At 71.6% G+C, this 25,829-nt stretch carries 21 protein-coding genes; 12 read left to right on the forward strand and 9 right to left on the reverse strand.

The window, feature by feature from the left end:
• Nucleotides 1-88 precede the first annotated feature (88 nt).
• Both ACWEFL_RS03425 and ACWEFL_RS03430 read left to right on the forward strand, forming a co-directional pair.
• The gene (locus ACWEFL_RS03425; RefSeq protein ID WP_451706734.1) at nt 89-622 is read left to right on the forward strand and encodes a hypothetical protein; all 534 of its coding nucleotides are present in this window, start codon (nt 89-91) and stop codon (nt 620-622) included.
• Between the two features lie 10 nt (nt 623-632).
• Complete coding sequence (locus tag ACWEFL_RS03430) at nt 633-1,196, forward strand: TetR/AcrR family transcriptional regulator (RefSeq protein ID WP_451706738.1); 564 nt, start codon at nt 633-635, stop codon at nt 1,194-1,196.
• Between the two features lie 95 nt (nt 1,197-1,291).
• Here ACWEFL_RS03430 and ACWEFL_RS03435 read toward each other — a convergent pair whose 3' ends face one another.
• The gene (locus ACWEFL_RS03435) at nt 1,292-2,779 is read right to left on the reverse strand and encodes an FGGY family carbohydrate kinase (RefSeq protein WP_451706739.1); all 1,488 of its coding nucleotides are present in this window, start codon (nt 2,777-2,779) and stop codon (nt 1,292-1,294) included.
• A 58-nt stretch (nt 2,780-2,837) separates the two neighbouring features.
• Entirely contained in the window at nt 2,838-3,956 is a 1,119-nt protein-coding gene (locus ACWEFL_RS03440) for a 2-hydroxyacid dehydrogenase (protein WP_451706742.1), read from the reverse strand.
• 243 nt (nt 3,957-4,199) lie between these two features.
• On the opposite strand from ACWEFL_RS03440, the gene ACWEFL_RS03445 reads away from it, so the two are divergent.
• The 3 genes from ACWEFL_RS03445 (at nt 4,200) to ACWEFL_RS03455 (ending at nt 7,422) form a co-directional block, all read left to right on the forward strand.
• The gene (locus ACWEFL_RS03445; RefSeq protein ID WP_451706744.1) at nt 4,200-4,976 is read left to right on the forward strand and encodes a histidine phosphatase family protein; all 777 of its coding nucleotides are present in this window, start codon (nt 4,200-4,202) and stop codon (nt 4,974-4,976) included.
• 5 nt (nt 4,977-4,981) lie between these two features.
• Complete coding sequence (locus tag ACWEFL_RS03450; protein WP_451706747.1) at nt 4,982-5,758, forward strand: DeoR/GlpR family DNA-binding transcription regulator; 777 nt, start codon at nt 4,982-4,984, stop codon at nt 5,756-5,758.
• A gap of 185 nt (nt 5,759-5,943) precedes the next feature.
• Entirely contained in the window at nt 5,944-7,422 is a 1,479-nt protein-coding gene (locus tag ACWEFL_RS03455) for an FGGY-family carbohydrate kinase (protein ID WP_451706750.1), read from the forward strand.
• 304 nt (nt 7,423-7,726) lie between these two features.
• Here the strand turns inward: ACWEFL_RS03455 and ACWEFL_RS03460 are convergent, their stop codons facing one another.
• The 7 genes from ACWEFL_RS03460 to ACWEFL_RS03490 form a co-directional block, all read right to left on the reverse strand.
• On the reverse strand, nt 7,727-8,752 hold the full coding sequence (locus ACWEFL_RS03460) for a LacI family DNA-binding transcriptional regulator (RefSeq protein ID WP_451706753.1): 1,026 nt from the start codon (nt 8,750-8,752) through the stop codon (nt 7,727-7,729).
• A 323-nt stretch (nt 8,753-9,075) separates the two neighbouring features.
• Nucleotides 9,076-10,434, reverse strand: coding sequence for an amidohydrolase family protein (locus ACWEFL_RS03465; RefSeq protein ID WP_451706755.1), 1,359 nt, complete (start codon nt 10,432-10,434; stop codon nt 9,076-9,078).
• Complete coding sequence (allE, locus tag ACWEFL_RS03470; RefSeq protein WP_451706757.1) at nt 10,421-11,179, reverse strand: (S)-ureidoglycine aminohydrolase; 759 nt, start codon at nt 11,177-11,179, stop codon at nt 10,421-10,423. Before allE ends, ACWEFL_RS03465 begins: the two co-directional genes overlap by 14 nt.
• Before the next feature lie 52 nt (nt 11,180-11,231).
• On the reverse strand, nt 11,232-12,239 hold the full coding sequence (locus ACWEFL_RS03475) for an aminopeptidase (RefSeq protein ID WP_451706760.1): 1,008 nt from the start codon (nt 12,237-12,239) through the stop codon (nt 11,232-11,234).
• On the reverse strand, nt 12,227-13,762 hold the full coding sequence (gene allB / locus ACWEFL_RS03480) for an allantoinase AllB (RefSeq protein ID WP_451706762.1): 1,536 nt from the start codon (nt 13,760-13,762) through the stop codon (nt 12,227-12,229). The genes ACWEFL_RS03475 and allB overlap by 13 nt, the downstream gene beginning before the upstream one ends.
• Before the next feature lie 299 nt (nt 13,763-14,061).
• Complete coding sequence (locus tag ACWEFL_RS03485) at nt 14,062-15,291, reverse strand: amidohydrolase family protein (protein WP_451706765.1); 1,230 nt, start codon at nt 15,289-15,291, stop codon at nt 14,062-14,064.
• Between the two features lie 6 nt (nt 15,292-15,297).
• Entirely contained in the window at nt 15,298-15,978 is a 681-nt protein-coding gene (locus ACWEFL_RS03490) for a pyroglutamyl-peptidase I family protein (protein ID WP_451706767.1), read from the reverse strand.
• Nucleotides 15,979-16,292: 314 nt separating this feature from the next.
• On the opposite strand from ACWEFL_RS03490, the gene ACWEFL_RS03495 reads away from it, so the two are divergent.
• The 7 genes from ACWEFL_RS03495 to ACWEFL_RS03525 all read left to right on the forward strand — a co-directional run bounded on the left by ACWEFL_RS03495 (nt 16,293) and on the right by ACWEFL_RS03525 (nt 25,767).
• Nucleotides 16,293-17,939, forward strand: coding sequence for an ABC transporter substrate-binding protein (locus tag ACWEFL_RS03495; RefSeq protein WP_451706770.1), 1,647 nt, complete (start codon nt 16,293-16,295; stop codon nt 17,937-17,939).
• Nucleotides 17,936-18,901 (forward strand): ABC transporter permease, encoded by a 966-nt coding sequence (locus tag ACWEFL_RS03500; protein ID WP_451706773.1) that lies wholly within the window; start codon nt 17,936-17,938, stop codon nt 18,899-18,901. Before ACWEFL_RS03495 ends, ACWEFL_RS03500 begins: the two co-directional genes overlap by 4 nt.
• Nucleotides 18,901-19,764 (forward strand): ABC transporter permease, encoded by an 864-nt coding sequence (locus ACWEFL_RS03505; protein WP_451706775.1) that lies wholly within the window; start codon nt 18,901-18,903, stop codon nt 19,762-19,764. The genes ACWEFL_RS03500 and ACWEFL_RS03505 overlap by 1 nt, the downstream gene beginning before the upstream one ends.
• A complete protein-coding gene (locus ACWEFL_RS03510; protein ID WP_451706778.1) occupies nt 19,761-21,020 on the forward strand; it encodes an ABC transporter ATP-binding protein in 1,260 nt (419 codons plus the stop codon). The genes ACWEFL_RS03505 and ACWEFL_RS03510 overlap by 4 nt, the downstream gene beginning before the upstream one ends.
• Nucleotides 21,017-21,841, forward strand: a complete 825-nt coding sequence (locus ACWEFL_RS03515) for an ATP-binding cassette domain-containing protein (protein WP_451706781.1) — start codon at nt 21,017-21,019, stop codon at nt 21,839-21,841. Before ACWEFL_RS03510 ends, ACWEFL_RS03515 begins: the two co-directional genes overlap by 4 nt.
• A gap of 26 nt (nt 21,842-21,867) precedes the next feature.
• On the forward strand, nt 21,868-23,511 hold the full coding sequence (locus ACWEFL_RS03520; RefSeq protein ID WP_451706784.1) for an ABC transporter substrate-binding protein: 1,644 nt from the start codon (nt 21,868-21,870) through the stop codon (nt 23,509-23,511).
• Between the two features lie 417 nt (nt 23,512-23,928).
• Entirely contained in the window at nt 23,929-25,767 is a 1,839-nt protein-coding gene (locus ACWEFL_RS03525) for an ABC transporter substrate-binding protein (protein WP_451706787.1), read from the forward strand.
• Nucleotides 25,768-25,829: the final 62 nt, after the last annotated feature.

Here is a 25,829-nt window from a genome sequence, read left to right on the forward strand (position 1 = left end):
GCGCCCGGGGAGGCGTCGGGCTCCCCGGCCGCCGATCCTGAACCATTGGTGCGTACTGTCAGGGTGTACTGGCAGTACACTCGCCGATATGGCAATCTTCGTCAGAACCGCTGGCACTGTTCTCGTCACGGTCCTCCTCAGCTATCCGATATGGGCGCCCGATTGGGGACTGGGTATCCTCGGCGAGGTCGCCGCGCTGGGGATCGCGGGCGCTCTCGCCGCGGTCGCCGTGTTCTTCGGTCTCGTCGCCCTGTACTGCCGCGCCCTGCAACGCACACTGCGCCTGATACCTCCCCAGTACAGGACGGCGAGACCGGTGTCGGTGTGGTGGATGTTCGCGATCCCCTACAACTTCACCGAGGACTTCTTCATCGTCCGCAATGTGGCCGCCTCCCTCGCGGTCGACGCCCGGCTGCCCGGAGTGTCCGTCCGGCGGTGGGCGGCGCTGGGGTACGGCTGGTGCGCCTTCCAGATCCTGTCGCTGTTCCCGGGCGTTCCGGGATACGTGGGAGGCGGGGTCGCCATTCCCCTCTGGGCGGCACACTGGATCACGACGGTCCGCGTGAACCGCGCGCTCGCCACCCGGCCGACGGCTGTACCGGTCGTCTCCAGCATCCCCTGACGAGGACCCCATGGCCCTGCCCCGCTTCCACCGGCTGCCCGACGACACGAAGGCGGCCATCCTCGCCATCGCCCGTACGCACTTCGCACGCGACGGCAAGGACGCCGCCTCGTTCAACCGGATCATCGCCGAAGCCGGGATCTCCAAGACCTCCGCCTACCACTACTTCGACGGCAAGGACGACCTCTTCGCCGAGGTGGCCGCCGACACCGCCGCCCGCACGCTCGCCGCCCTGGGCCCCTGGACGGAGGCGGCGACCCCCGACGAGCTGTGGGGGCAGATGCGAGCGGGCACCGTCCGGCTCCTGGAGCACCTGCGCACCCACCCGGAGGACCGCGCCGTACTCGCCACGCGGCCCCCGGGAGCCGAGGACGGCGACGCCTGGATCGCCCAGGCCGTCGCCAACGCCCGCGGTATCGGCCTCATCGGCCCCGACCCCGGCCCCGAACTGATCACCCTGGCCACCGGCGCGCTGCTGGGCACCCTCGACGGCTGGGCACTCCATCACCCCGACACCCCCGACGCCACCGTCGCCGACACCCTGGTGCTGCTCCTCGCGCGCCTGTGGAAGTGACGGCACACGGGATCGCGTTCCCGCCGCCGGGCCGCGTGCGCTTGGGCCTGGGCACATGCTCCGATTCCGGCCGGTGGCGGCGGAGGCGTACCGGTTCACCTCATACCGCGTGGCACGCCCGGCGTGGACATCGTGCGGTCGGCCCACTGCGCGCGGGCGCGCGTCAACTCGGCGAGGTAGCGCTCGTACCCGTCCTCGTACCGTGAGCGCACATCCGTGTGGGGGTCGACGACCTCGTGTCGGCCCAGGCACGAGGGCGGCGAGTGGCCCAGGGAGTCTCTGGCGACGGACACCACGCCCAGTGCGCCGACCTGCTGTTCCGCGGGGATGCGGACCGGCCGGCCGAGAATGTCGGCGATCAGCTGAGCCCACATCACCGAGCGTGCGCCTCCGCCGGACAGGGACAGTGCGCCGGTCAGTCCGGCGGATTCCAGGCAGTGCCGGGCCGCGTAACCGACGGCCTCGCACATCGCGCGGACGGCGTCCGACCTGCCGGTGCCGAGGCTCAGCCCGTCGAACCGTCCCGATGCCGACGGCTCGACGAACGGGGCCCGTTCGCCGGCCTCGGAGAGAAAGGGGAAGGCGGAGACGCCCCGTGCTCCGGGCGGGCTCTCGCGGAGCAGGGCGTCCAGGTCGTCGGTGTTCGCGCCGACGAGGCCGAGCACCCACTCCAGTGCCGCCGTTCCCACCATCGCGGGCATCGCGCGCAGCCACCGGTCCGGCCTGGGGGTGCACAGCCACATCCCGGCCGGTTCGGCGGTGGCGTCCATCTCGACGCGGTCGGTGAGGACTTGGCCGGCGAGGGTGGTGCCGAGGACGAGCAGGCCGTCTCCGGTCTCCCGTACTCCGCTTCCGATCGCAGCGGCGGGGAGGTCGTACGGGCCGGCCACGAGCGGCAGCCCCAGAGGAAGGTTCAGCAGCCCCGCGCCCAGTCTGTTGAGCCGGAGTACGGTGCCGGGGTCGGCGGGCGGCGGAAGGAGCCGCGACCGGCTCTCGATCCCGCACGCGGCCAGCGCTTTTTGGGAGTAGGAACGGGTCACGGGATCGAGGAACGGCAGTGTCGCGTCCGAGGCGTCGACGCAGATCTCTCCGGTGAACCGTTCGGCGACGGCGTCGACGCAGTACCCGGCGACCGCGGCCCGGTCCAGTGACTCCGGTTCGTATTCGTGGAGCCAGGCCAGCAGCGGTCCGTGGCATCCCGGGAACATGCCGGATCCGGTCTGCGCGTATGCCTTCCCGATCGTGCCGTCCATGAGCCAGCGGGCGACCAGGTCCGCGGCGCGGGCGTCCATCCACGAGATCGCCGAGCGCACGGCCCGGCCGTCGGAGTCCCGCAGCCAGAGCCCGTCGCCCTGGCCGGTGAGTGCCACGGCGTCCGGGGGCCGGGAGACGGCGGAGGTGACCTCGCGCACCACGTCGCAGACATCGGCGACGACGGTGTCGAGATCCTGCTCCACCCGCCCGCCGGACAGCCGGTCGAGCGGGGAGCGCCGGGAGGCCGAGGCCAGCGGCCTGCCCTTGTCGTCGAACATGACGGCCTTGGTGACCGACGTCCCGATGTCGACGCCGACGACGGTGCTCAACTCCGCTTCCTCTCCTGGTGCGGCGCGTCTCCCGTGCGGGTTCCCATGCGGGGGACGGTCATGCTCGCCCGGCCAGCAGCACGTCCGGATTGGCCGGGTGCGCGAGCGTCTCGCCCCGGACGAACCGGCCGACCTCGGCGGCCGTGATCGACGCCGCGCGGTGGGCGGTCTGCTTGGTCGCGCCCGCCAGGTGCGGGGTGGTGAGGACGTTCGGCACGTTCCGCAGGGCCCAGTCGTCCGGAATCGGCTCGATGTCGTACACATCGAGGGCGAGCGCGCCGAGCCTGCCGCTGCGGAGCATGTCCGGCAGGGGGGCGTGGTCGAGGAGGCCGCCACGGGCGGAGTTGACCAGGACCGCGCCGTGCGGCAGCAGGCCGAGCCGGCGGGCGTCGAGAAGGTGACGGGTCTGCGGGGTGAGGCGGGCGTGCAGGCTCACCACCACGCTCCGGCGCAGCAGGTCGTCCACTCCGATGAGTTCGACGCCGTCCGCCGCCGTCGCGATCGGATCCGCGTACGGGTCGGCCACCAGGACCCTGGCGCCGAAGGCCAGCAGCACCCGGGCGACGATACGGCCGATCGCTCCGTAGCCGATCAGCCCGACGGTCGCCCCGCTGAACTCCATGCCGCCCTCCTCGTAGGAGTAGAGATCGCCCCGCCAGGAGCCGTGTTGGAGATCCGAGTCGGCGGAGCTGATACGTCTCATCGCGGCGAGCATCAGGCCCACGGTGAACTCGGCGACGGCCGGGGCGTTGCGGCCGGGGGCGAAGCTCACCGCGACGCCGTGCCGGGTGGCGGCGTCGAGGTCCACATTGACCGGTCCGCCGCGGGAGACGGCGACGAAGCGGAGATCGGGCGCCGCCTCGAACACCCGCTCGGTGAAGGGGGCCATCTGCGTGACGCAGACGGTCGCTTCGGCGAGCGCCTCGATGAGCTGGTCCTCGGTGCCGCTCGCCTCGCGCACCTGGGCGACCGGGCCGAACGGCTCGTACGGCCAGGGCAGGGTCAGTTCGGTGAACTCGGGGGATTCGGCGAACCCGGTGAAACCGGCGAGTGCGGTGGGCGCACTGGAATCACCCGGTTCACGGGAGTTCCGGCCGGTGCGCGACAGTTCCTGGACCAGGGCCGTACGAATCAGTTCAGGGCGGACGAAATGGTCGCCTGCGGCGAGGATGCGCATAAGGACTAGTCCTTCTTGCGGGAAGAGCCGACGAAGCCGTGCCCCTCGGCCATCCAGGGCGCAGGCTGCGGATTGTCTGTTAAATTTAACAGCGGGAACGTGAAGATCAAAGCTCATCACACATTCGGCCTGTCATTCGCGCGGCCTGCCGGTCGTCCCTCGCGCACCACGCCTTCGCCACGCACGCATCGCCTCGGAACTGTCTCCCGCAAGCCGTGTCTCCCGTCACCAGGAGGGCCCTCCATGACTTCTCGGACCTCCCCGACCTCCCCGAACCCCCTGACCTCCCCGAACCCCCTGACTCCTCGGCTCTCTCGTCCTTCTAGGCCGTCGCGGCTCCTGCTCGTACGGCACGGCGAGACCGAGTGGCACGCGGAGAACCGCTACGCCGGCGTCACGGACGTCGCGTTGACGGAGAAGGGCCGGGCCCAGGCGGTCACCCTCGGGACCTGGGCCGCCCGGTCCGGAGTGGACGCGATCGCCTGCTCACCGCTCAGCCGCGCCCGGCTGACGGCCGGGCCCGCGGCGACGGCCCTCGGCCTGGCGCCGGAAGTGGTCGACGCGCTGCGCGAAGTGGACTTCGGCTGGGGCGAGGGCCGGACCGTCGAGGAGATGGCCCGCGAGGACCCCGACGCGGTACGGCGCTTTCGCGAGGACGCCGAGACCGGCGCGTTCCCCGGCTCCGAGCCGCCGTCCCACGCCGCCGCACGGGCGAGCGCCGCCCTGCGTGAGCTGACACATCGACATCAGGGGGCCCGGGTCCTGGTCGTCGCCCACAACACCCTGCTGCGCATCGCCCTCTGCGACCTGCTCGGGCTGCCGCTCGGGCGGTACCGGCGGATCTTCCCGCGGCTCGACGACTGCGCGGTCACGGAGATCGAGATCTCCGGCTCCGGCACGGCGCTGCGCGCGCTCAACGTGCCCACGCGCGTGCCCGCCGACGCTCCATCCGACGCTTCCGCCCACATGCCCGCCGGGGTTCCCTCCCGCGGGACGCGATCCCATGGTGCGGGACACTGATGTCCATGACCAAGACATCCGCCGAAGAGCGCAGACGGCTGATCGCCGACCATGTGGTGGAGCACGGCACGGCTACAGGCGTCGACCTCGCGCAGCTCACCGGCGTGAGCTTGATGACCGTCCACCGAGACCTGGACGACCTCGAACGCCGTGGTGTGCTGAGGCGGTTCCGGGGCGGCGCGTCCGCCCTGCCGTCCACCGTGCTCGAATCGAGCCTCGACTACCGGCTGGGGGTGAACGCGGCGGAGAAGAACGCCATAGCACGCGCCGCGGCCGGGCTGGTGGAGCCGGGCATGTCGGTGATGCTGGACGACTCCACCACGGTCCTGGCGATGGCCGAACTCCTCGTCGACACGGTGCCGCTCACGGTGGTCACCAACGCCCGGCGCGTCGTCGACGTCTTCGCCGAGCGGGAGGGGATCCGCCTGATCGCACTGGGCGGCGAGTACTCCCGTACGCATGACGCGTTCCTCGGAGTGTCCTGCGTCGAGGCCGTCGAGGCGCTCTCCGTGGACCTGGTGGCGGTCTCCACCTCGGCGCTCGACTCGCGGATGGCGTACCACCAGGAACAGGACGTCGTGCTGGTCAAACGGGCCATGCTCAAGTCGGCCGCGAAGAAGGTCATGCTCATGGACCACACCAAACTCGCCCGCACCGCCCTCCACCGGGTGGGTCCGGTCGGCGATCTCGACCACCTCGTCGTGGACGCCGGCGTGGGGGAGGACCTCCTCACGCGGCTGCGCGAACAGACCGCCGTGAGCGTGGCCTCCGCCGCCCGGTGAGCGCGCTCTTCCGCGATGTTGGATCGCATGTGGATTTAACGCGCATGGGTGCGGCCCGGTCGTGGACGCGTGACGCAGCGTGTGAAGCCGTTCCGACCGCCCTCGGCTGACGTCCGAACCCCCCGTACGGACACGCCGCACCTCCGGCTCTGTACGGGAGACATGAAAGGACGTCACTCTCACCCATGAGCAGCGGACCCCATCGGCCCACCCTCCACCGCCCGGCCGTGATCGGCGTCGACGTGGCCACCGCCTCGGTACGGGCGATGTGCGTGGACGCGGACGGCCGGGTGCTCGCTCAGGCACAGGCCCCACTGCCCGCCCCTCTGCGCGGCGCCGGAGGCACCAGCGAGCAGGACTCCCGCCTGTGGTGGCCCGCCGCACGGTCCGCGCTGCGCCGCACCACGTACGCGCTGCCGTGCGGTGGGCGGGAGGTGGTGGCCGTGGCCGTGTCCGCCACCTCCGGCACGATCGTCGCGGTCGGCGCGGACGGGGAACCGCTCGGTCCGGCCCTCATGTACGACGACCGGCGCGCAGCCGCCCTCAACGCGCGGGCCCGGGAACTGGGCGACGCCCGCTGGAACGCGCTCGGCCTCTCCATCGGACCGACGGCCGCGCTGGGCCGGGCGGTGTGGTGCCGGCGCTCCTACGGCTCTGCCATGCGGCACCTCCTGCACACACCGGAGGTGCTCGGCCGCATGCTGACGGGCCATCCGGTGGCGGCGGACTGGAGCCACACGCTCAAGTCCGGCTACGACGCGCGTACGGGGGAGTGGGCGGGCGAGGTCTTCGACGCACTCGACTTCCCCGCAGGGCTGCTGCCCGACGTACAGGCCCCCACGACTCAGGCGGGCGTCGTCGGCCCCGAGGCTTCCGAGGCGACCGGGCTCCCCGAAGGGTGTTCCGTCCGGCTCGGGATGACGGACGGCTGCGCCGCGCAGATGGCCACCGGAGCGGTCACGCCCGGCCGGTTCGTCGGGGTGCTCGGGACCACCTATGTGCTCAAGGGCGTGTCCGAGGAGCTGGTGCGGGACCCGGCGGGAGCCCTGTACAGCCATCGGCACCCGCACGGCTGGTGGCTGCCGGGCGGCGCGTCCAGCACCGGCGGCGAGGCCCTGGCCGCCGTCGATCCCGTGCGCCTGCCCGCGCTGGACAGCGCGGCGGCGGCCAGGGGCCCCGCCTCCTGTGTGCGGTATCCGCTCCTCCGCGAGGGCGAGCGGTTCCCCTTCGTCTCCGGCGAGGCGCGGGGATTCCGCCTCGGTGACCCGGCCGACGAGGCGGACGCGCACCGGGCGGCGCTCGAAGGCGTCGCCTTCCTCGAACGGCTGGCCCTCGACCGCGTCCAGGAGCTGGGCATCGAGGTGTCCGGCCCGCTGCACGCCGCGGGCGGCGGCAGCCGCAGCGCGGTCTGGACGGCGATCAGGGCCACCGTCCTCGACCGGCCGATCCGTGTCGCCGACAGGGCTGAGACGGCGTTCGGCGCGGCGGTCCTCGCGGCGACCGGCACGCTTCATCCCCATGTGTCGGCCGCGGCCGAGGCGATGACCGGGGCCGGGGCGGGGGCTCTGGTCGAGCCGGTGAGCGGAGAACGGACGGCTCTGGAGGACGCCTACGGACGGTTCCGGGACGAACTGCGGCTCAGGGGCTGGCTCCCCGAGAGTTGAGGGCCCCACGGGTACGGTCCGCATGGTCCGCGTGGCCTGCCTGGTCCGCGTGGCCTGCCTGGTCCGCGTGGCCTGCGCGAGCCGGCCATGCTCCGGGGTGGGACGGCGCGACGGGATGCGGGGCGGCACTCGGGGAGTGCGGTCCGCTGGTCCGTTTCGTGGGCTGCGGCTGCTTCTGCGGCTGCGGCTTCGGCTCCCAGGCGTACGGAGTCGCCGTACCCGCCTCTCCCGTGGCGTCCGGCGCGTTCGCCCTCGCCGTACGGGCAGTCCCCCGCCCCCGACACCGTGGGACGCGACCCCGTGGTCAGGACCGCCGGGTGCTGGCCCGTACGCGCAGCTTGCTAGGTACGACCGACGGCTTCTCCACCGTCTCGCCGTTGAGCCGCTTGAGCAGCATGTCGACCGCCGCGCCCGCCTGGTCGGCGGGGCGCAGATCGATGGCCGTGATGGGAGGGTCGGACTGCTGGGCGAAGCGGTTGTCGATGCCGATCGCGAGCATCAGATCCTCCGGGATCCGCACACCCCGCTCCCGGCAGGCGCGGGTCGCGCCCTCGCTGTACTGCTCGGCGGAGGCGATCAGCGCGTCCGGTGGCTCGTCCGCGTCGAGCAGGGCGCAGGCGGCGCGGTAGGAGTCGGCTTCGAAGCGGTCGACGGAGACATGGGCGACGAAGGGTCTCAGGCCGCGCTCGGCGCACCAGGACTCGTACGCGTGCTCGCCCTCCAGCGTCCATGCCCAGGAGGAGCGGGCGGAGAGCAGGGCTATCCGGCGCGCGCCCTCCCGGTGCAGATGGTCGAGCAGGTCGCGCATGTTCTGCTCGTTGTCGCCGGAGACGTAGAAGGGACGCTCGGGGCGGTCCGGGTCCCGTTCGATGGAGACGACGGGGATGCCCATGTTCTCCAGCATGTCGATACGGGGGTCGCCGGCGGCCGGGTCGCAGAGCACGACACCGTCCGGGCCGATGAGCCGCCACTCGTCCTCGGTGCTGATCCTCGGCGTCAGCATCAGGGCGTACCCCTCGCTGAACGCGGCGCGGGCGGATCCCGACGCGATCGTCATGTAGTAGTCGAGGCCGATCATCTCGTACTCGTTGCCGCTGACGTCCCGGTGCGGCAGGACCAGGGCGATGGTGCCCGTACGGCCCTGCCGGAACGCCTGCGCCACCCGGCTGGGGCGGTAGCCGAGGGAGGTCGCGGTGGCCCTGATGCGCTCGCGGGTCTCCTGGCGGAGTTTGCCCTTGCCGTTGAGGGCGTCGGAGACGGTCGTCACCGAGACCCCGGCGGCCGCGGCGACATCGCGGATCGTCACCCGCCCGCCTGCGGACTTGGACACCTTCACCACGGAACCACCAGATTCACTCGTAGCCCTGCTCGACATCAACACGGATCAACATGAACCAACGCGGGTGGGTGCTGAGCGAGAGCCCGCGTCTGCCTACGGTACGACGGGGGATGGGTGGATGCCGACAGTCCGGATTCACTCGGTCGACGTTCCCGGTTCTCCGGGCGTTCCCGACGTCCACGCCGTTCGCGGCCCGCTCCCCGCCGTGCGGAGGCTGTACGGAGACCGTACGGCGGACGCACGAAGGCCGTACGGACGCCGCACGGATCCGGGCCGTACCCCGCCGTACCCCGCCGTACCCCGTCGTACGGAACTCAGCGCGCCCCCGCCGGCTCGGGCGCGGTCCACAGCTCGCCCATACGGCTGGCGGCGATCCGGCCGCCGCGGACGAACCAGCGCGGACCGGGCTCGTTGCGCAGGGCGTCCGTGACCGTGGTCGCCGCGAGGACGACGAAGTCGGCCCGCCCGCCCGTGCGCAGCTCGCCGTACGGCACCCCGGCGGCCCTCGCCGCGTGGTCCGACACCAGCCGCCACGCCGTCTCGATGCCCTTGTCGTCCTCGTCGGCGAGCGGGAACGCGTGCCAGGCCAGCCGGGCCGTGTCCATCGGGTCGAGATTGCCGAAGGGCTCCCAGTTGTCCTGGAAGTTCCCGGTTCCGGCCGCGACCGTCACCCCGGCGGCGAGGAGCTGGTTCGCCCGTGAGACACCCCGGTACGGATAGGAGCCGCCGAGGTTCGACGGGCACACGGTCACCGCGATCCCCGCCTCGGCGACCTTGGCGATCACCCGCCGGGCGTCGTCGTCGGAGTAGGTCTCCAGCGCGCCCACGTGGTTCGCGTTGACCATGCCCTGCATTCCGTGCGCGACGGTGCGCTCGGCCAGCGGTTCCAGCAGCCGCTCGGTGGGGTCGGTGAAGTAGTCGATGTTGATGTCGATGCCGACGCCGAACCGCTCGGCCAGCTCGAAGACCTGGTCCAGATGGGCCAGCTGGTCCTCGAAGGACCGCTCGTTGTTGGGCCAGCCGCCGACCCGGTGGGCGCCCGAGGCGAGCGCGGCGGCCACCAGGTCGTACGCGCCCGGATCCTGGAGCAGACCCTCCTGCGGGAACGCGGTCACCCGCAGATCGACCAGATCGGCGTGCTTCTCCCGCGCGTCCATCACGCCTTCGAACGAGGTCAGCCCGGTCACCGTGTCGATGTCCGCCTGGCCCGCGACCGTGCCGACACCCTGCGCGGCGGCCAGCCGGAGGAACGCGCCCGCCCGCCCGGCGACCTCCTCCCTGGTGAAGGTGGCCTTCAGATCGCGCTGCCGCTGCATCAGCGCCGGCCGCTCCGTCAGCCGCGTCGGCAGCCCCAGCGGGCCGATCGACCGGCGGCTGAGAGCCTTGTCCGGGTGGCTGTGCGGCTCGGTGAACGGAGGTGCGATCAGGCCGCCGTTCGCGGCGATCCGCTCACGGGCGGCGACTCCGGCGGCGGCGCCGGGGCCGAGTGCGGTGATCAGCCCGTCGCGTACGACGACGTCGACCCGCTCGGCACCGGACGTCCCGGACGTCCCGGATGTCCCGGACGTCCCGGCGCCGAGCGTCGCGCCCTCGATGATCAGGTCCGCGGGCGTCCCGGAAGCGCGGGTCCCGGAAGCGGAGGTCTCAGGAGCGGGGGTCTCAGAAGCCGTCACGGTTGATGTCCTTGTAGAGGAGGTACGACGGGCGGGTGGATCCGGTCGCGTAGAAGGACTGCGGGCAGTAGGGGGCCATGTAGATGAAGTCGTCGGCCGACACTTCGAGATGGTCGTCGCCGAGGTAGTAGAGCCCCTGGCCTTCGAGCATGTAGAGACCGTGCTCCTGGTGGTGGACCTCCACCATCTCGAACCGCGAACCGACGTCGAACCGCATGAAGTTCATCGCCATGTCGTAGCGCTCGTCGAGCGGCAGCAGCGGGGCGTAGGTGCCGCCGATGGTCTCGTCGGGGTGGTGGACCACATCGTCGATGTGACCGACGACGGTCTCCGGCCCCTCGACGCCGTCCGCGCGCTCGTAGCGGCGCTTCACCCAGAGCACCCGCGACGCGCCGGGCGTCTCGATCTCGAACTCGACGCCCTCGGGGAAGAAGGCGTATCCGTTCGGCTTCAGGGTGTGCGAGTCCCCGCCGGCCCGCACCAGGGCCTCGCCGTCGAGGACGTACAGGAAGTTCTCGAAGCCCGCGCCGAGCGGGCGCACGCTCCGGCCCCCGGCCTCGAACTCCAGCAGATACTCACCGAAGCGCGCCGGAAGCGAACGCGGCGTCGCCAGCGGCTTGGCGATCACATCCCTCAGATGCGGCAGCGCGTTCTCGACGAGGTTCTCCGGACACATGAGGGTGTACGCGGCACGGACCCGGCCGCGGTTAGCGCTCACATGGTGGATGGCTGGGCTGGACGTCATGTCAACTCCTTGGTGCGCGGCTTCGGATGACTTCGGATGGCTTCGGATGGCTTCAGACGCGGTACTGGCCCGCGGCGAGCACGGCGAGGCCATCGGCGTGGACGGTGGGGCGCTCGACGACCATGTCGACATGGACCGGCGACTCCCAGTCCGCGCCGGTGTATTCGGGGAAGGGGTGGCCGAAGGCGATGTGCACACCGGGGACGTTCTCGTCGAACAGCAGATTCCCGGTGATGGCGGGCAGCTTCCGGTTGGTGCCCAGCGCGAGTTCGCCGAGGCGCAGCCCGTTCGGGGCGTCGCCGAGCCAGTCGCGCAGCCTCGATTCGAGAGCGGTGTCCGGATGGCGCAGGCCCACCGCCGAACCGTCGGCGACCTCGATCAGCAGCGGCTCGGCGAGCAGGCCGGACTCGGCGTTGAACGGGTAGCCGACCACGGAGACCGCGAGGACGCCGTCGGCCGTCAGCGGGGTGCAGAACACCTCGCCCTGCGGCAGCCGTCCGCCCTGGCCACCGCATTGGTAGAGGCCCGTGAACGGGGTCCAGGGACGGGCCGGGTCGCAGGTGAGGGACAGATCCGTGCCGGTGGCGCTGGTGATCCGTATGGACCGGCAGTCGCTCAGCGCATCGCGTACGCCCAGGGTGAACCGGGCGACCTCGGCGTAGTCGACGGCCATGCCGATGCCGAGACAGGCGTCGTCCAGGGCGGGCATATGGGCGTGGCGCGCGCCGAAGCGTTCGAGGTGCGCCCAGAACGTCGGATCCCAGGCGAGCAGATCACCGGGATCGGCCGCCGCGAACACCGTCACGGTCGGCTCGCAGGCGTCCAGGACGCGCCCGATCTCCCGCCGGGCCGCCTCGTAGCCCGCGGCGATGTCGGGGATCTCGGCCACGGTCGCCGTGGTGATGGTCCGCGCCTGCCCGGCGATGACCTCGGCCAGCCGCCGGGTGCGGCGGTCGGTCAGCACCAGCACCCGGTCCGTGCCGGTGACGGCGAGGCACGTCCGTACCAACTCGGCGGCGCCACGGGTGAGATCCGGCGGGGGAGCGATCAGATCCGGCATGCCGTCTCCTCCTCGTCCTGATCGGCTGTCCGTGCCACCGGCCCGACCGGCCCGACCGGCCCGGACAGGGGTAGAAAGCGGCCCGTGCCCTTCGGCGCGACGACGTCGCCGCCGACGGCCACGGTGCGGCCGCGCACGACGGTTCTGACGACCTTCACCGTGCTGGTGCGGCCGTCGTACGGGGACCAGCGCTCCGCCGCGTGCTGCTGCTTCTCGGCGCTGACCGTCCAGGAGGCGTCCAGGTCGAGCAGGGCGAAGTCCGCGTCCATGCCGGGCCGCAGAGCGCCCTTCGCGGCGGCGCCGGCGATCCGCGCGGGGCCGCTCGTCAGCAGGGGGACGATTTCCGCCGGCGACATGCCGCGGCGCAGCGCCTCGCTGATGACCAGCGGGACGTACTCCTGGACGCTCTGGATGCCGAACGGGCAGCCGAAGACGTCGTCGGACGCGGCGAGCTTCTCGGCCCGGCCGTAGGGGCAGTGGTCGGAGACGACCGCCTGCACCCGCCCGGACCGGACCCGGTCCCAGAGCAGCTCCACCCGGTGCGCGTCCCGGAGCGGGGGAGCGCACACCGCGAAGCCGCCCAGTTCGGGCAGTTCGTCGGCGTTCAGCAGCAGATGGTGGGCGGTGACCTCGCAGGTGGCGTCCAGACCGGCCGCCCGCGCCTCGGCGACCAGGTCGATGGCCTCGGGCGTGGACAGATGGACGAGATGGACGGCGCAGCCGGTGCGGCGGGCCAGCCGCAGGACGTCGCGTACGGCGTCGATCTCGGTGGCCGGGGGCCGCGCCTCCAGCAGGGCGGCGAAGTCGGTGCGGCCGTCGGCCCGCAGCCGGGCCTCGCCGCTCGCGAGCGCGTCCCGGTCCTCGGCGTGCACCAGCACCCGGGCCCCGAGCCGGGCGGCGGTCGCCATTCCGGTGAGGAGATCGGACTCGGTCGCGGGCGGGAAGCCCATGTCGTTCTCGGGGAGGAACGCCTTGAAGCCGGGCGCGCCGAGATCGTGCTGGCCCGCCATCTCCGCGAGGGACGGCGCGGTCAGCGCGCCCCAGAGCCCGAAGTCGACCACGGCGCCCGCCTCGGCCCGCCGGACCTTGGCGCGGTAGCGCGCGGCGGTCGTGGTCGGCGGGTCGGAGAAGGGGTGCTCGACGACGAAGGTGACGCCTCCGGCGGCGGCCGACCGGGTCCCGGTGTGGAAGTCGGTTTCGAGGGAGATGCCCGGCACGTCGAAGTGCACATGCAGATCGATCACGCCGGGGGTGATGTGGAGCCCGGTCGCGTCGATGGTCTCCGCCGCGTCGACCGGGGTGTCCGGGGGCACGATCGCCCGGACCCGGCCGGCGTCGACCAGGAGCGTGCCGGCCCGAGGCCCGTCGGGGGTCACCACGGTGCCCCCGACGACGGCGAGGTCGGCGCGCGGCGTCGCCCGGCGGGATCCGTGCTCGTACGCCACGGGTTCGCGCGACGTGCCGGTGCCGGTGACGGTGCTTGTGCCGGTGCTTGTGCCGGTGGCGGCGGTGCGGTGGTCCAAGCCGTACGCGACCGGTCCGGCGCCGGCCCTGGTGCCGGCTTCGGTTTCGCGTCCGACCTCGGTACCCGTTTCGGCCTCGGCGCCGGTGCCGGGTTGGGTGCTCGTGTGGGGGACGGAGGTGTGGTGGCCGGATTCCGGGGTGCGGTGGCTCCCGCCGTACGCGACCGTTCCGGTGTCGGCCCCGATGCCGGTTCCGGCCTCGGTCCCGCCTTCGCCCCCGTTCCCCGCACGCCCCGCCGGCCCGCGCCCCCGCCCCGCCGGCCCGCGCCCGCGCGCCGGTTCGCCCGGCGAACGCGCCGTCACGGCGCCACCGGTTCCGCCGTGCGGCTGCCCGTGTTCCGGCGGCTCACCACCCGCCCGCGCTTCAGCGTGGTGCGGGAGGAGGGCATATTGGCGATCGCGGTCGCCCGGTCCGGCGCCTCGAGGAGGACCAGGTCCGCGTCCTCGCCGACGGCGATGTCACCCGGACGCCCCCCGAGTACGGCGGACGCCTGCCCGCAGACCAGTTCCCAGGCGGTGTCCACCGCGCCCTCGTCGTGGAAACCGGCCCCGAAGAACACCATCTGGGCGCGGTCCAGCGGATCCAGAGTGCCCAGCGGATACCAGCCGTCGTTCATGTTGTCGCTGCCCGCGGCGACGACCGCGCCCGCCGCCATCAGTTCCAGCGGGCGGGAGAGCCCGCGCGGGCCGCCGTCCAGCAGATTCAGCGGGACGACCACGATCCGTACGTCGGCCTCCGCGACCGCCGCGACGACTCGGGCCGCGTCGGCGTCGTCGTACACCTCGAGGCCGCAGCAGTGGCTCGCCACGACACGGCCCTGGTAGCCGCGCCGGATCGTCTCCTCGGCGATGAACTCCAGCATCGTCTCGGCGGGATCGATCATGCAGTCGGCGTGGATGTCCACACCCACGTCGAAACGTTCCGCCAGATCGAAGACCTCGCGGACGCTCGCCCGCTGGGCCTCGATGCCCTCCTCGACGTTGGGCCAGCCGCCGATCAGATCCGCGCCGGACTTCAGCGCCTCGACCAGCAGTGCGCGGGACTCCGGATCGCGTTCGAGCCCCTCCTGGGGGAAGGCCACGATCTCCACGTCCATCAGATGCGCGACCCGCTCGCGGGCCGCCAGCACACCGTGCAGGCCGCGGAGTCCGGCGAAGGAGTCCACGTCGACGTTGGCGCGCAGCCTGGTGACCCCGTTCGCGGACGCCAGCCTCAGCGCGCGGGTCGCCCGCTCGGTCACGTCCTCGACGGTGAAGCCGGCCTTGGTGAGCCGGGCGCGCTCGAAGGAGTCACGGGCGTCGGCGGGCGCGAGGGCGCGGCTGTACGCCTTGTCCGGGTGGTAGTGCGGTTCGGTGAAGGACCGCGAGACCAGGCCGCCGTCGGCCTCCAGGGTTTCGGAGGCCGCGGGGGCGTCCGCGCCGCTCGGTACGACGGCGGTCAGCTTCCCGTCGCGTACATGCAGGTCGACGAGGTCCTCGCGGCCGTGGACGTGGCCGCCCCGGATCAGCAGGTCGAGTTCGGATGGCATGGCGCTTCACCACTCCCATTCATTGGCGGGGACGCGGATGTCGGACGGGTTGGCGACCACCGCCGTCAGACCCGCCCGCAGGGCGGAGATCTGGAGGTCGAGGCCCATGCTCGGCCCGTTGTGCCCGATCCGGGCCACATGCTCGGGGGTGTCCGGCAGATGGACGAATCCGCACCGGGCGGGCAGCCCGCGCAGGGCGGACAGATGCAGTGCGGTGTACATGACGGCGTTGCAGCCGTGGGTCGAGGCGGAGTTCGAGATCAGCGCCGGGACGCCGGCCTCGCGCATCGCCGTGGCCATGGCCTTGATCGGCAGGGTGGACAGATAGGCGGCCGGGCCGTCCGGGTAGAGCGCGTCACCGGCCGGGCGCCGCCCGTCCTCGGCGAACTGGAAGTCCTCGACATTGACCGCGGTGCGCTCGACCGTGACGGTGGTCCGCCCCGAGAACACCCCGCAGGAGACGACCGCCACGGGCGGCTCGCCGTCGCCGAGCAGCGGGAGCAGCGCCTCTTCCGGGCGCTTGTCCCAGATCAGGCTGCGCCCCACCACGCGGTGGCCGCCGATCTCCTCGCCGTTCAGCGCGAGCGCCACGGCGGAGCTGGGGTTGTCGGCGTAGTGCAGCTCGGTCCGGCTCGCCGAGGTGCCGAAGGCGCCGTTCCCGGTCACCAGAATCCAGGGCTGAGTCATCACAAATCTTCCGGTGGATGGAATGCACGGTTCGTCAGGCGGAAGGGTGAGCGACCGCCATGGCTCAGCATCATGACGGATGCCGGACGGAAAAGAAACGTTTCTTTTTCTGAAAGAAACGTTTCTTTCAGAGTCTTGACCCTGGCAATCGGCCGGTGTTAACTGCCGCCATCAAGCCCGAGCACGATGGCTCCGCAGCGCAGCCGAGATGTTGGTGGTACCCCGCCGGGACGGTTCCTCCGCTGCCCGCAACTCCTGTTGATTTCCGCTGATTTCTGCCCTGCGTGACCCCGATCCCTCGCGGAGGTACTTCCTTGAAAGCCATCCCCGTCTCCGTCGGCGCAAGACGGCTCACCGTCACCCTGGTCGCCGGGACGCTGGCCCTCACCGCCTGCTCCGGCGTCAGCCAGGAGAAGAAACCCGCGGGTCGGAAAGGGCTCACCGTCACCGAGCTGACCCCCAAGCCGTCCGGCCCGCTCGACCGGGTCACCTGGGCCGTGTCGTCCGAGCCCTCGTCGTTCGACTGGATCTACAACGCCAGCTTCGAGACCGGCCAGATCATGGCCAACGTGTGCGAGGGGCTCATGCGGCTCGCGCCCGACATGTCGGTCCAGCCCGCGCTGGCCGAGTCCGTCGCGAACCCCACCCCGACCAGCTGGGTCTACAAGGTGCGGCCGGGCGTGACCTTCCACGACGGCACCGCGCTGACCGCCGACGACGTGGCCTTCAGCCTGGGGCGCAACCTCGACGCCAAGGCGGGGTCCTTCTGGTCCGGCGCGTACGAAAACGTTTCTTCAGTGAAGGCCACCGGCCCGCTGGAGGTCACCGTCACGCTCAAGCAGCCGGACGCCCTCTTCAACTCGTATATGAGCAGCCCCGCCGGAATCGTCGACAGCAAGGCGACCGTCACGGCCAAGGGCAAGGCGTACGGCACACCGGACGGCGGAGTGAACTGCGTCGGCCCGTTCTCCCTCGGCAAATGGGAGAAGGGCCAGTCCATGACGCTGACACGCGACGACGAGTACTTCGACCCCGCCCGCAAGGCCAAGGCCGAGGAGGTCGTGTTCCGCTTCGTCCGCGACCCCGCCGCCATGGTCAACGGGCTGCTGTCCGACTCCATCGACGGCAGCTGGTTCCTCCCGCCGTCCGCCCTCAAGCGGCTGTCGACCAGCGGCAAAGGCACCGTCTACTACGGCGAGTCCACCCAGGGCTTCAACGCCATCGTCATGAACACCCAGGGCCCGCTCAAGGACGTACGGATCCGCCAGGCCCTGTCCATGGCGATCGACCGCAAGGGCATCATCGACACCGTCATCAGCGGCGCGGGCGAACCCCAGAAGGCGCCCGCCGTCCCCGGCTCATGGGGCTACGCCCAGAAGACGTACCAGAAGGCGTGGGACGGCCTGACCGTCACCGAACAGGACCTCGAAGCGGCGAAGAAGCTCGTCGCCGACGCCGGAGCGCCCGGCAAGCCGATCGTCGTCGCGACGACCAGCGCCGAGGCGGAGGTCCCGGTGATCGGCGCGGAGATCCAGTCCGCCGCCAAGAAGATCGGCCTCGACGTCCGGATCAAGTCCATCCCCGCAGACCAGTACAACGGCGTCTACACGGACAAGAAGGCCCGTGAGGGGATCGACCTCTATCTGACCGGCTGGGGCACCGACTTCTCCGACCCGCTCCAGATGTACCAGTACTTCCAGACGGGCCACTTCTACAACTTCTCCGGCTTCTCGAACCCGCGGTACGACGACCTCGTCGTCAAGGCGGGCAAGACCCAGGACCCCGAGCAGCGCGCCGACCTGGTCACCGCCGCCCAGAAGATCGTCGTGGACGAACTGGTGTGGATCCCCCTCTACGCCCCGTACAACACGCTCTTCCTCAACAAGCGGCTGACCGGATCCCCCGCCTCCTACGTCCAGATGCACTACCCGTGGGCCGCCGACCTGGGAGCCTCCTCATGAACGAGGCCGTCACCGGCGCGCTCAGGATCCTCGCCAAACGGCTCTGCGCCCTGGTGCTGCTGATGCTCGCCACCTCGTTCATCGTCTTCTCGGCGATGTACCTGGCGCCCGGATCCCCGGAGTCGTTCCTGGCGCGCGGCAACTCCGTCACCGCCGACACCCTCCAGGCCATCCGCGACCAGTACCGGCTGGACGACCCCTTCTTCGAGCGGTATCTGGCCTGGCTCGGCGGCATCGTCACCGGGGACTTCGGGCAGTCGCTCCAGTTCCGCCAGCCCGTCGGGGATCTGATCGGGTCCCGCGTCGCCACGACCGGCGCGCTCGTCGCGTACGCCTCCGTCCTCATCCTCGCCTCCGGCATCGTCATCGGCGTGATCGCCGCCGTGAAGCGCGGCAAGGTCGACAGCGCTGCGATCATCGGCACGACGGTCGCCATGGGAACGCCGTCCTTCGTCGTGGCGATCGGGCTGACCTCGCTCTTCGCGGTCACCCTCGGCTGGTTCCCCGCCTTCGGCGCGGGAGAGGGCTTCCTCGGCCGGATCTGGCATCTCACCCTCCCCGCGGTGGCGCTCGCGCTCTCCTCCGCGGCGCTCGTGGCCCGCTCCACCAGGTCCTCCATGCTCGCCGAGATGAGCAAGGAGTACGTCGAGACCGCCCGCGTCCGCGGCATCCCCCAGCGCCGGATCATCTGGCGGCACGCCTTCCGCAACGCGCTCGTGCCCGTGGTCACCCTCGCCGGCCTGGTCGTCTCCGGGCTGCTGGTGACGACGACGCTGGTCGAGACCGCGTTCGGCCTCAACGGGATGGGCTCGCTGCTGGTGCAGTCCGTCAACGCCAAGGACTTCCCGGTCACCCAGGCGATCGTGCTGATCATCGTCGGCGTGTTCGCGCTCTGCAATCTGCTGGTCGATCTGGTCTACCCGCTGGTCGATCCGCGGGTGCGTGGAAAGGTGGGTGCCTGATGGCGGTCATGACCGAGTCCGCTCTCGTACGCCGCCGGGGCTTCTCCCGCCGGTTCGGCGGCAGCAGGACGATGACCCTGTCGATCGGGGTCCTGGCCCTCTTCGTCCTCGTGGCGGTCTTCGCCCCCTGGCTGGCCCCGCACGACCCCAACGCCGTCTCCCTCGCGGACGCCCTCCAGGGCACCTCCGCCGACCACCTCCTCGGCACCGACCAGTCCGGCCGTGACGTCCTGTCCCGGCTGATCTACGGTGCCCGCACCTCGCTGCTCGGCCCGCTCGGCGTCGTCGTCGGCGCCACCGTCCTCGGCGTCACCATCGGAGTGATCGCCGCCTGGCGCGGAGGCTGGGTCGACACGGTCCTCTCCCGCGTCATCGAGCTGATCTTCGCCTTCCCCGGCGTGCTGCTGGCGATCCTCCTGGTCGCCGTCCTCAGCGCCGGACTGAACGCGACCGTGCTCGCCCTCGCCATCGCCTACACCCCGTACATGGCACGGATGACCCGCAGCGCCGCCCTCAGCGAACGGCACCGCCCCTACATCCGCGCACTGGAGATCCAGGGGTTCGGCTCCGGCTCCATCATCGTGCGGCATCTGCTCCCCAACATCGCGCCGATGGTCCTGGCCCAGGCGTCCCTCTGCTTCGGCTACGCCATGATCGACCTCGCCGGCCTGTCGTTCCTCGGCTTCGGCGTCCAGCCGCCGCAGGCCGACTGGGGCGCGATGATCTCCGAGGGCCAGGTCGCGCTGCTCCAGGGCGCGCCCCTGTCGGCGCTCGCCCCCGGCGTCCTCATCGTGATCGCCGTCGTCGGATTCAGCCTCATCGGCGAAGGCGTCGCCGACCGCATCAGAAGGGCCGACCGATGAGCATCCAGCCCACCACGCCCACCACGCCCACCACGCGTACCGGGCGCACCGCGGACGCCGCCACGGACGCCACCACGGACGGTCCGATGTTCGAGGTCGAGGACCTCTCCATCGCGGTCCGCCGCGGTGAGGACGTCAAACCGATCCTCGCCTCCGTCTCCCTCTCCTGCGCCAGAGGGGAGATCGTCGGACTGGTCGGCGAATCCGGCTCCGGAAAGTCCATGACACTGCGCACGGCCGTCGGGCTCACCCCCGCGAACGCCGACGTCGGCGGACGGGTACGGGTGTCGGGACGCGATGTCCTCGGGGCCTCGGCCAAGGAACTCGTCGCGCTGCGGTCGCGGACCGCGTCCATGATCTTCCAGGACCCGCGCGCCCACATCAATCCGTTCCAGCGCATCGGCGTCTTCCTCTCCGAAGGGCTCCGGATCCACCAGGGCATGTCCAAGCAGGACGCGGCCCGCACGGCGACCGGGCTCCTCGAAGAGGTCGGCCTGCCCGACCCGGCCCGCCATATGCGCCAGTACCCGCACGAACTGTCCGGCGGAATGCTCCAGCGGGTGATGATCGCCGCCGCGCTGGCGAGCGAACCGGAACTGCTCCTCGCCGACGAGCCGACGACCGCGCTCGACGTCACCACCCAGGCCGAGATCATGTCGATCCTGCTGCGGCTCCGCCGCGAACGCGGGCTCTCCATCGTCCTGGTGACCCACGACCTCGATCTCGCCGCCTCCTGCTGCGACCGCATCCATGTGATGTACGCGGGCTCCATCGTCGAGGTCGCCTCCGCCACCGAGCTGGCGCACCGGCCCCGGCACCCCTACACGGCCGCGCTGTTCGCCGCCCGGCCCGCGCCCGACCGCACGGAACTCCAGGCGGTGTCCGGCCGGCCGCTCGGTCTGTACGAGGTCGAGGGCGGCTGCGCCTTCGCGCCGAGGTGCCCCAAGGCGGGTGACGACTGCCGGGAGACCGCGCCCGAACCGAGGCTGGTCGGCGGGCACCAGGACGGGCACCAGGTGGCCTGCCATCTGGCGGAGGCGGGACCGGGGGAGGCCGCGCCGGACCCGCTCGGGAAGCCCGCCCCGTCCGGCGGCGGCCCCAGCGGCTCGGACGGCTCCAGCGGCCCCGGCGGCGCTGCCGACCCCGCCGACCTTGGCAGCCCCAGTGGCCCCGGCGAATCCGCCGACCCCGGCGGCTCCGGCGGCTCCGGCGGCTCCGGTACGTTCCGCCCGCTCACGAAGGGAGAGCGGCCGTGACCGCCACCCACCCCGTCATCAGGGTCGAGGCACTCCGCAGAACCTATGACCACGGCCGGATCGTCGCCGTCGACGACGTCTCCTTCGAGGTCCCCTTCGGCGGATCCCTCGGCATCGTGGGGGAGTCGGGCTCCGGCAAGACCACCACGGCCAAGCTGATCGTCGGACTGGAGGAGCCCGACTCGGGCCGTCTCCACTTCGACGGCCGGGAGATCGGCACCGGCAGCAGCCGCGGGCTCCGCCGGGAGCGCGCCCGTACCGTGCAACTCGTCTTCCAGGACCCGTACCAGAGCCTGGACCCGCGCCAGAGCGTCGGCGACGCCATCGACGAGGTCCTGAAGCTCCACTCCGGCCTCGAACCGGCCGCGTCCGCCGCGCGGCGCGCCGAACTCCTCGACCAGGTCGGGCTCGGCGTCCGGGAGGCCGCCGCCCTGCCGCGCGAACTCTCGGGCGGCCAGCGGCAGCGCGTCGCGATCGCGCGGGCGCTGGCGGCCAACCCCCGGCTGCTCGTGCTGGACGAGGCGGTCGCCGCGCTCGACGTCTCCATCCAGGCCCAGATCCTCAACCTCCTCTCCGAGATCCGCCGGGACACCGGGGTCGCGCTGATCTTCGTCAGCCATGACCTGGAGGTCGTGCGCTGGGTCGCGGACGACGTGATCGTCATGTTCCGCGGCTCGGTCGTCGAGAGCGGCCCCACGGCCGACGTACTCGAGAACCCGGAGCACCCCTACACCCGACTCCTGCTGTCCAGCGTCCCGCGTCTGGGCTGGGACCCCGCCGACGTGTCGCGGGCGCGACGCGACTTTCTCGCCGCCAAGTGACGTCCGCCGCCTCGTGGAGGAATGCCATGTCCCGCTACACCAAGCGACGCCGGACCACGGTCCTCGTCTCGCTGACCGCCTGCACGGCCCTCGCCCTCTCCGCCTGCGGCGGCGTCGACAGCGCCGGGAAGAAGGGCGCGAGCACCCCGAAGCTCACCGAGTCCCTTCCTGCCGCGAAGGGTGACGTCGACGCCCTCCGGTGGGCGCTGTACGCGGAGCCCTCGTCGCTCGACCCCATCTACAGCAACGACTTCCCGCCGATGGAGGTCCTCGCCAACGTCTGCGAGAGCCTGCTGAGGATCAACCCCGACTTCACCTTCCAGCCGTCGCTCGCCGCCTCCTGGACCAACCCCGACTCGCTGACCTGGGTGTACAAGCTGCGCGACGGGGTGACCTTCCACAGCGGCGCGAAGATGACCGCCGAGGACGTCGCGTACAGCCTCGGCCGCAACCTCGACAAGTCGCTCGGCTCCTACCACGACGCCGTCTACAAGAACGTCGAGTCGATCAAGGCGAGCGGCGAGAACGAGATCACCGTACGGCTGAAGAAGCCGGACGCCCAGTTCAACCAGGCGATGGCCACACCGGCCGGGCGCGTCATCGGCAAGGCCGCCTCCGAGAAGGCCGGGAAGAAGCTCGGCCGCCCGGACGGCGGGGTCGACTGCACCGGCCCGTTCAAGCTGGCGGACTGGTCCGCCGGAAAGTCCATCACCATCGACCGTTTCGACGGCTACTGGGACAAGGAGCGCACGGCCAAGCCCGCGAAGGTGGACTTCGAGTTCATCCGCGACCCCGCCGCCCGCACCACCGCCATGCTCTCCGGCGAACTCGACGGCTCCTGGTTCGTCCCCGCGTCCGGCTACGCCAAGCTGCTGAACACGGACAAGGGCTCGCTCTACTTCGGCCGTACTTCCGGGAGCTACGTCGGGATGGTGACCGACCTCAAGGGCCCGCTCGCCGACGTCAGGATCCGCAAGGCGCTCTCCATGGCCGTCGACCGCGAGGGCATCATCAGCGCGGCCGTGTCCGGCGCCGCCGAACCGCTCAAGGCGCCCGCCGCGCCCGGCACCTGGGGTTACGCCCAGAAGGAGCTGAAGGCCGCCTACGACGCCCTGCCCGACCCGAGCGGCCCGCTGGAGGCGGCGAAGAAGCTCGTCAAGGAGGCGGGAGCGCCCGCCGAGGCCATCACCATCGCCGTCACCGGCTCCCAGTCCGAGATGCCGATCATCGGCACGGAGGTCAAGCGCGCGGGGGAGTCGATCGGCCTCAAGGTCGACATCAAGACCCTCCCGGCCGACAACTACAACGCCCTGTACAGCGACGCCAAGGCACGCGAGGGCATCGACATGCTCTTCTCGCTCTGGCAGGCGGACTACCCGGACCCGACCGCGATCTACCAGTACCTCCAGACGGGCGACACCTTCAACTTCGCCCAGTGGTCGAACCCGGAGTTCGACCGGCTCATCAACGAGGCCAAGGCGACCGCCGACACCGCCGCGCGCGCGAAGCTGATCGCCCAGGCCCAGGAGACCGCCGTCGACGAGGTCGTCTGGATGCCGCTGTACACACCGTTCAACCCGCTCTTCCTCAAGAAGGGGCTGACCGGGGCGCCCATCTCCTCGGTCCAGCTCACCTACCCCTGGGCCGCCGACATCGGCAGCGCCCAGTAGAGCCACGCCAGGGGGCGTGGGAGCGAGAGGGGAAGGGTGAGGCGAGCGGCCGAAGCGACCGCTCCCGAGCCCGCCTCGCTCAGGGGTGAGGCCCCCCGGCCCGGACACATCCGGGCCGGGGGGCCTCTTCGCGTCGCGGACGCACGCCCGCGAGGACACGGCTGCGGAAGCGGCGTACGACGGATCCGTTACGGTCCGGGGCCGGACGCCGACCGCCTCCCCGTCGACCTTCCGGCGGGGAACAGGATCCCCAAACCTTCCGCATCAGGCTTCTGACCTGCGGATCCGTCTGCCGTAGGCTGTCGGAGGACAAGCCTGGCCTGAGCGGGATTGGCAGTTTATCGTTCGTTACGCAAGGATTCTGTCGCGCGGACGAGGGGGAAGTCGCGAACCGGTCCGACGAATGGAGGAGTCGCCGTGCGATCACTTCACCCTCTCACCGCTGCCACGGGGGGACCGGACAGCGCCCCCGTCCGGGGCATGGACGCCGAGAAGTCCTGGAACATCGGCATCAGCCCCACCGCCGTCGGCCCGCCGCGCGGCCCCGCCGCGACGACCGGGACCAGCGGGACCCGTACCGGCGATTCCGTCGACGCCCCCGCGACCCGTACCGACGACCCCGCCGACCCCGCCGACGCCACCGCGATCGCGACCGACGGCCTCAGCCCGGCCCTGCTGCGCCGCGTCGCCGGATTCCACGAGTCCGGACTGCGTTCCGCCCGCTTCCTCTGGCACGAGGACGGCCGCTGGGCCCGGTGCGGACTCGAACTCCGCCCGGCGTCCCCGGACACCGTCACCCTCACTCTGAGCCCGCTGCCCGGCCCGCCGTCCGGACTGACCTCCCGCGAGATCGACATCATCTCCCTCGTCGCACTCGGACTGTCGAACCGGGAGATCTCCAGCCGTCTCGGCACCAGCGTCCGCACGGTCACGACCCAGGTAGAACGGCTGCTGAAGAAGCTCGGCCAGGACTCGCGGGCCGGGGTGAGCGCCCTCGCCGTCGACCGCGACCTCATCCGGCTGCCGATCCCCGGCGGCGTCGAGCACCGCTCCGGCGTCCGCGTGCTCGACGTCGAACGCCATGCCGCCACGGCGACCGCCGTCGCCGTGCCCACCCGCCGAAGGGCGCGGGCCGGCAACCGCGACATCCTGCGGATCGGCACGATCGCCGTCGCGGGAGCCTTCGCCGCCGACGGCCTCGAAACCACCCAGGGCGCGGCCCTCGCCGTCAGCGACATCAACACACTCCGCCACGACTACGGCCGGTCGATCGAGCATGTCACCGTCCGGATCGACCCCCTCGACGAGGACTCGGTACGGACCGGGCTCGCCACGCTCGCCGAGGCCGACGTCGACGCCATCACCAGCAGCTACGCCAGCGCGCTGAGCCCCGCCGTCTTCGAGTTCGCCGCCGACTTCGGCCGTACGTTCCTGCACACCAACACCTGGACGCGCAGTGTGGACGCCGTGCGCGAGGACCCGCGCCGGTACGGGCACGTCTTCCAGACCTGCCCCTCGGAGACCACCTACCAGGCGGCGCTCCTGTCCTATCTGCGCACCCGCCCGGCCCCCGGCGACCACGCCCACCGGCTGGCCGTGGTCGAACTCGACGGGTACGGCTGCGCCGTCACCGACCAGAGCTTCGAGGCCCGCGTACGGAAGGTGGGGTGGAAGGTCACCTCGACCCACCGCGTCGGGCTGACCGTCGGGGACGTCGACGCCCTCATCGCAGGAGTCCTGGACGACCGGCCCGATGTGGTCGTGCTCTCGCATCTCTCGGTGGAGACGGCCGCCGAACTGCAGAACGCGATCACCCGGCACAGCCCGAACCAGCTCACGTACCACATCTACACCCCGTCCGTGCCGGGGTTCGCGAGCCGGATCGAGCACGGCGGCGGGCAGGTCGTCTGGTCCACCGTGACGGGCCGCCCGGACGATCCGCTGGGCCGACGCTTCTCGGAGGCGTATGAGCGGACGTTCGGCGCGTCGCCGGGCCGGAGCCAGGCCAGCGCGGCCTACGACCAGATCAGGATGCTGCACGCGGCCTTCTCGATCACGGGATCGTTCTCGCCGGAGGCCGTCGGCGGCTATCTGCGGGAGTCCGCGTACCGGGGAGTGAACGGCACGTATCTCTTCGCGGACCCCGGACAGTCGGTGACGGGCTACCCGTACGACTCGGGCGACCAGAGCCTGTCGCAGCCCACGCTCACGTACCGCCTGTCCGGCGGCGGACAGGAGATCCTCTCCGTCGCCTGACGGACCGGAACACCGGCCGAGCACACCGCGCAGCCGGAGCCACACCCTGCCGAGTGACACCA

Source organism: Streptomyces sp. NPDC004838 (assembly GCF_053600955.1).

What these genes read in the sequence shown, in the direction of transcription:
- ACWEFL_RS03430 (WP_451706738.1), top strand. Translation starts at nt 633, where the DNA reads ATGGCCCTGCCCCGCTTCCACCGGCTGCCCGACGACACGAAGGCGGCC.
- ACWEFL_RS03455 (WP_451706750.1), top strand. Translation starts at nt 5,944, where the DNA reads ATGAGCAGCGGACCCCATCGGCCCACCCTCCACCGCCCGGCCGTGATC.
- ACWEFL_RS03490 (WP_451706767.1), bottom strand. Translation starts at nt 15,978, where the DNA reads ATGACTCAGCCCTGGATTCTGGTGACCGGGAACGGCGCCTTCGGCACC.
- ACWEFL_RS03450 (WP_451706747.1), top strand. Translation starts at nt 4,982, where the DNA reads ATGACCAAGACATCCGCCGAAGAGCGCAGACGGCTGATCGCCGACCAT.
- allE (WP_451706757.1), bottom strand. Translation starts at nt 11,179, where the DNA reads ATGACGTCCAGCCCAGCCATCCACCATGTGAGCGCTAACCGCGGCCGG.
- ACWEFL_RS03520 (WP_451706784.1), top strand. Translation starts at nt 21,868, where the DNA reads ATGTCCCGCTACACCAAGCGACGCCGGACCACGGTCCTCGTCTCGCTG.
- ACWEFL_RS03510 (WP_451706778.1), top strand. Translation starts at nt 19,761, where the DNA reads ATGAGCATCCAGCCCACCACGCCCACCACGCCCACCACGCGTACCGGG.
- ACWEFL_RS03475 (WP_451706760.1), bottom strand. Translation starts at nt 12,239, where the DNA reads ATGCCGGATCTGATCGCTCCCCCGCCGGATCTCACCCGTGGCGCCGCC.
- ACWEFL_RS03500 (WP_451706773.1), top strand. Translation starts at nt 17,936, where the DNA reads ATGAACGAGGCCGTCACCGGCGCGCTCAGGATCCTCGCCAAACGGCTC.
- ACWEFL_RS03425 (WP_451706734.1), top strand. Translation starts at nt 89, where the DNA reads ATGGCAATCTTCGTCAGAACCGCTGGCACTGTTCTCGTCACGGTCCTC.
- ACWEFL_RS03440 (WP_451706742.1), bottom strand. Translation starts at nt 3,956, where the DNA reads ATGCGCATCCTCGCCGCAGGCGACCATTTCGTCCGCCCTGAACTGATT.
- ACWEFL_RS03485 (WP_451706765.1), bottom strand. Translation starts at nt 15,291, where the DNA reads ATGCCATCCGAACTCGACCTGCTGATCCGGGGCGGCCACGTCCACGGC.
- ACWEFL_RS03505 (WP_451706775.1), top strand. Translation starts at nt 18,901, where the DNA reads ATGGCGGTCATGACCGAGTCCGCTCTCGTACGCCGCCGGGGCTTCTCC.
- ACWEFL_RS03445 (WP_451706744.1), top strand. Translation starts at nt 4,200, where the DNA reads ATGACTTCTCGGACCTCCCCGACCTCCCCGAACCCCCTGACCTCCCCG.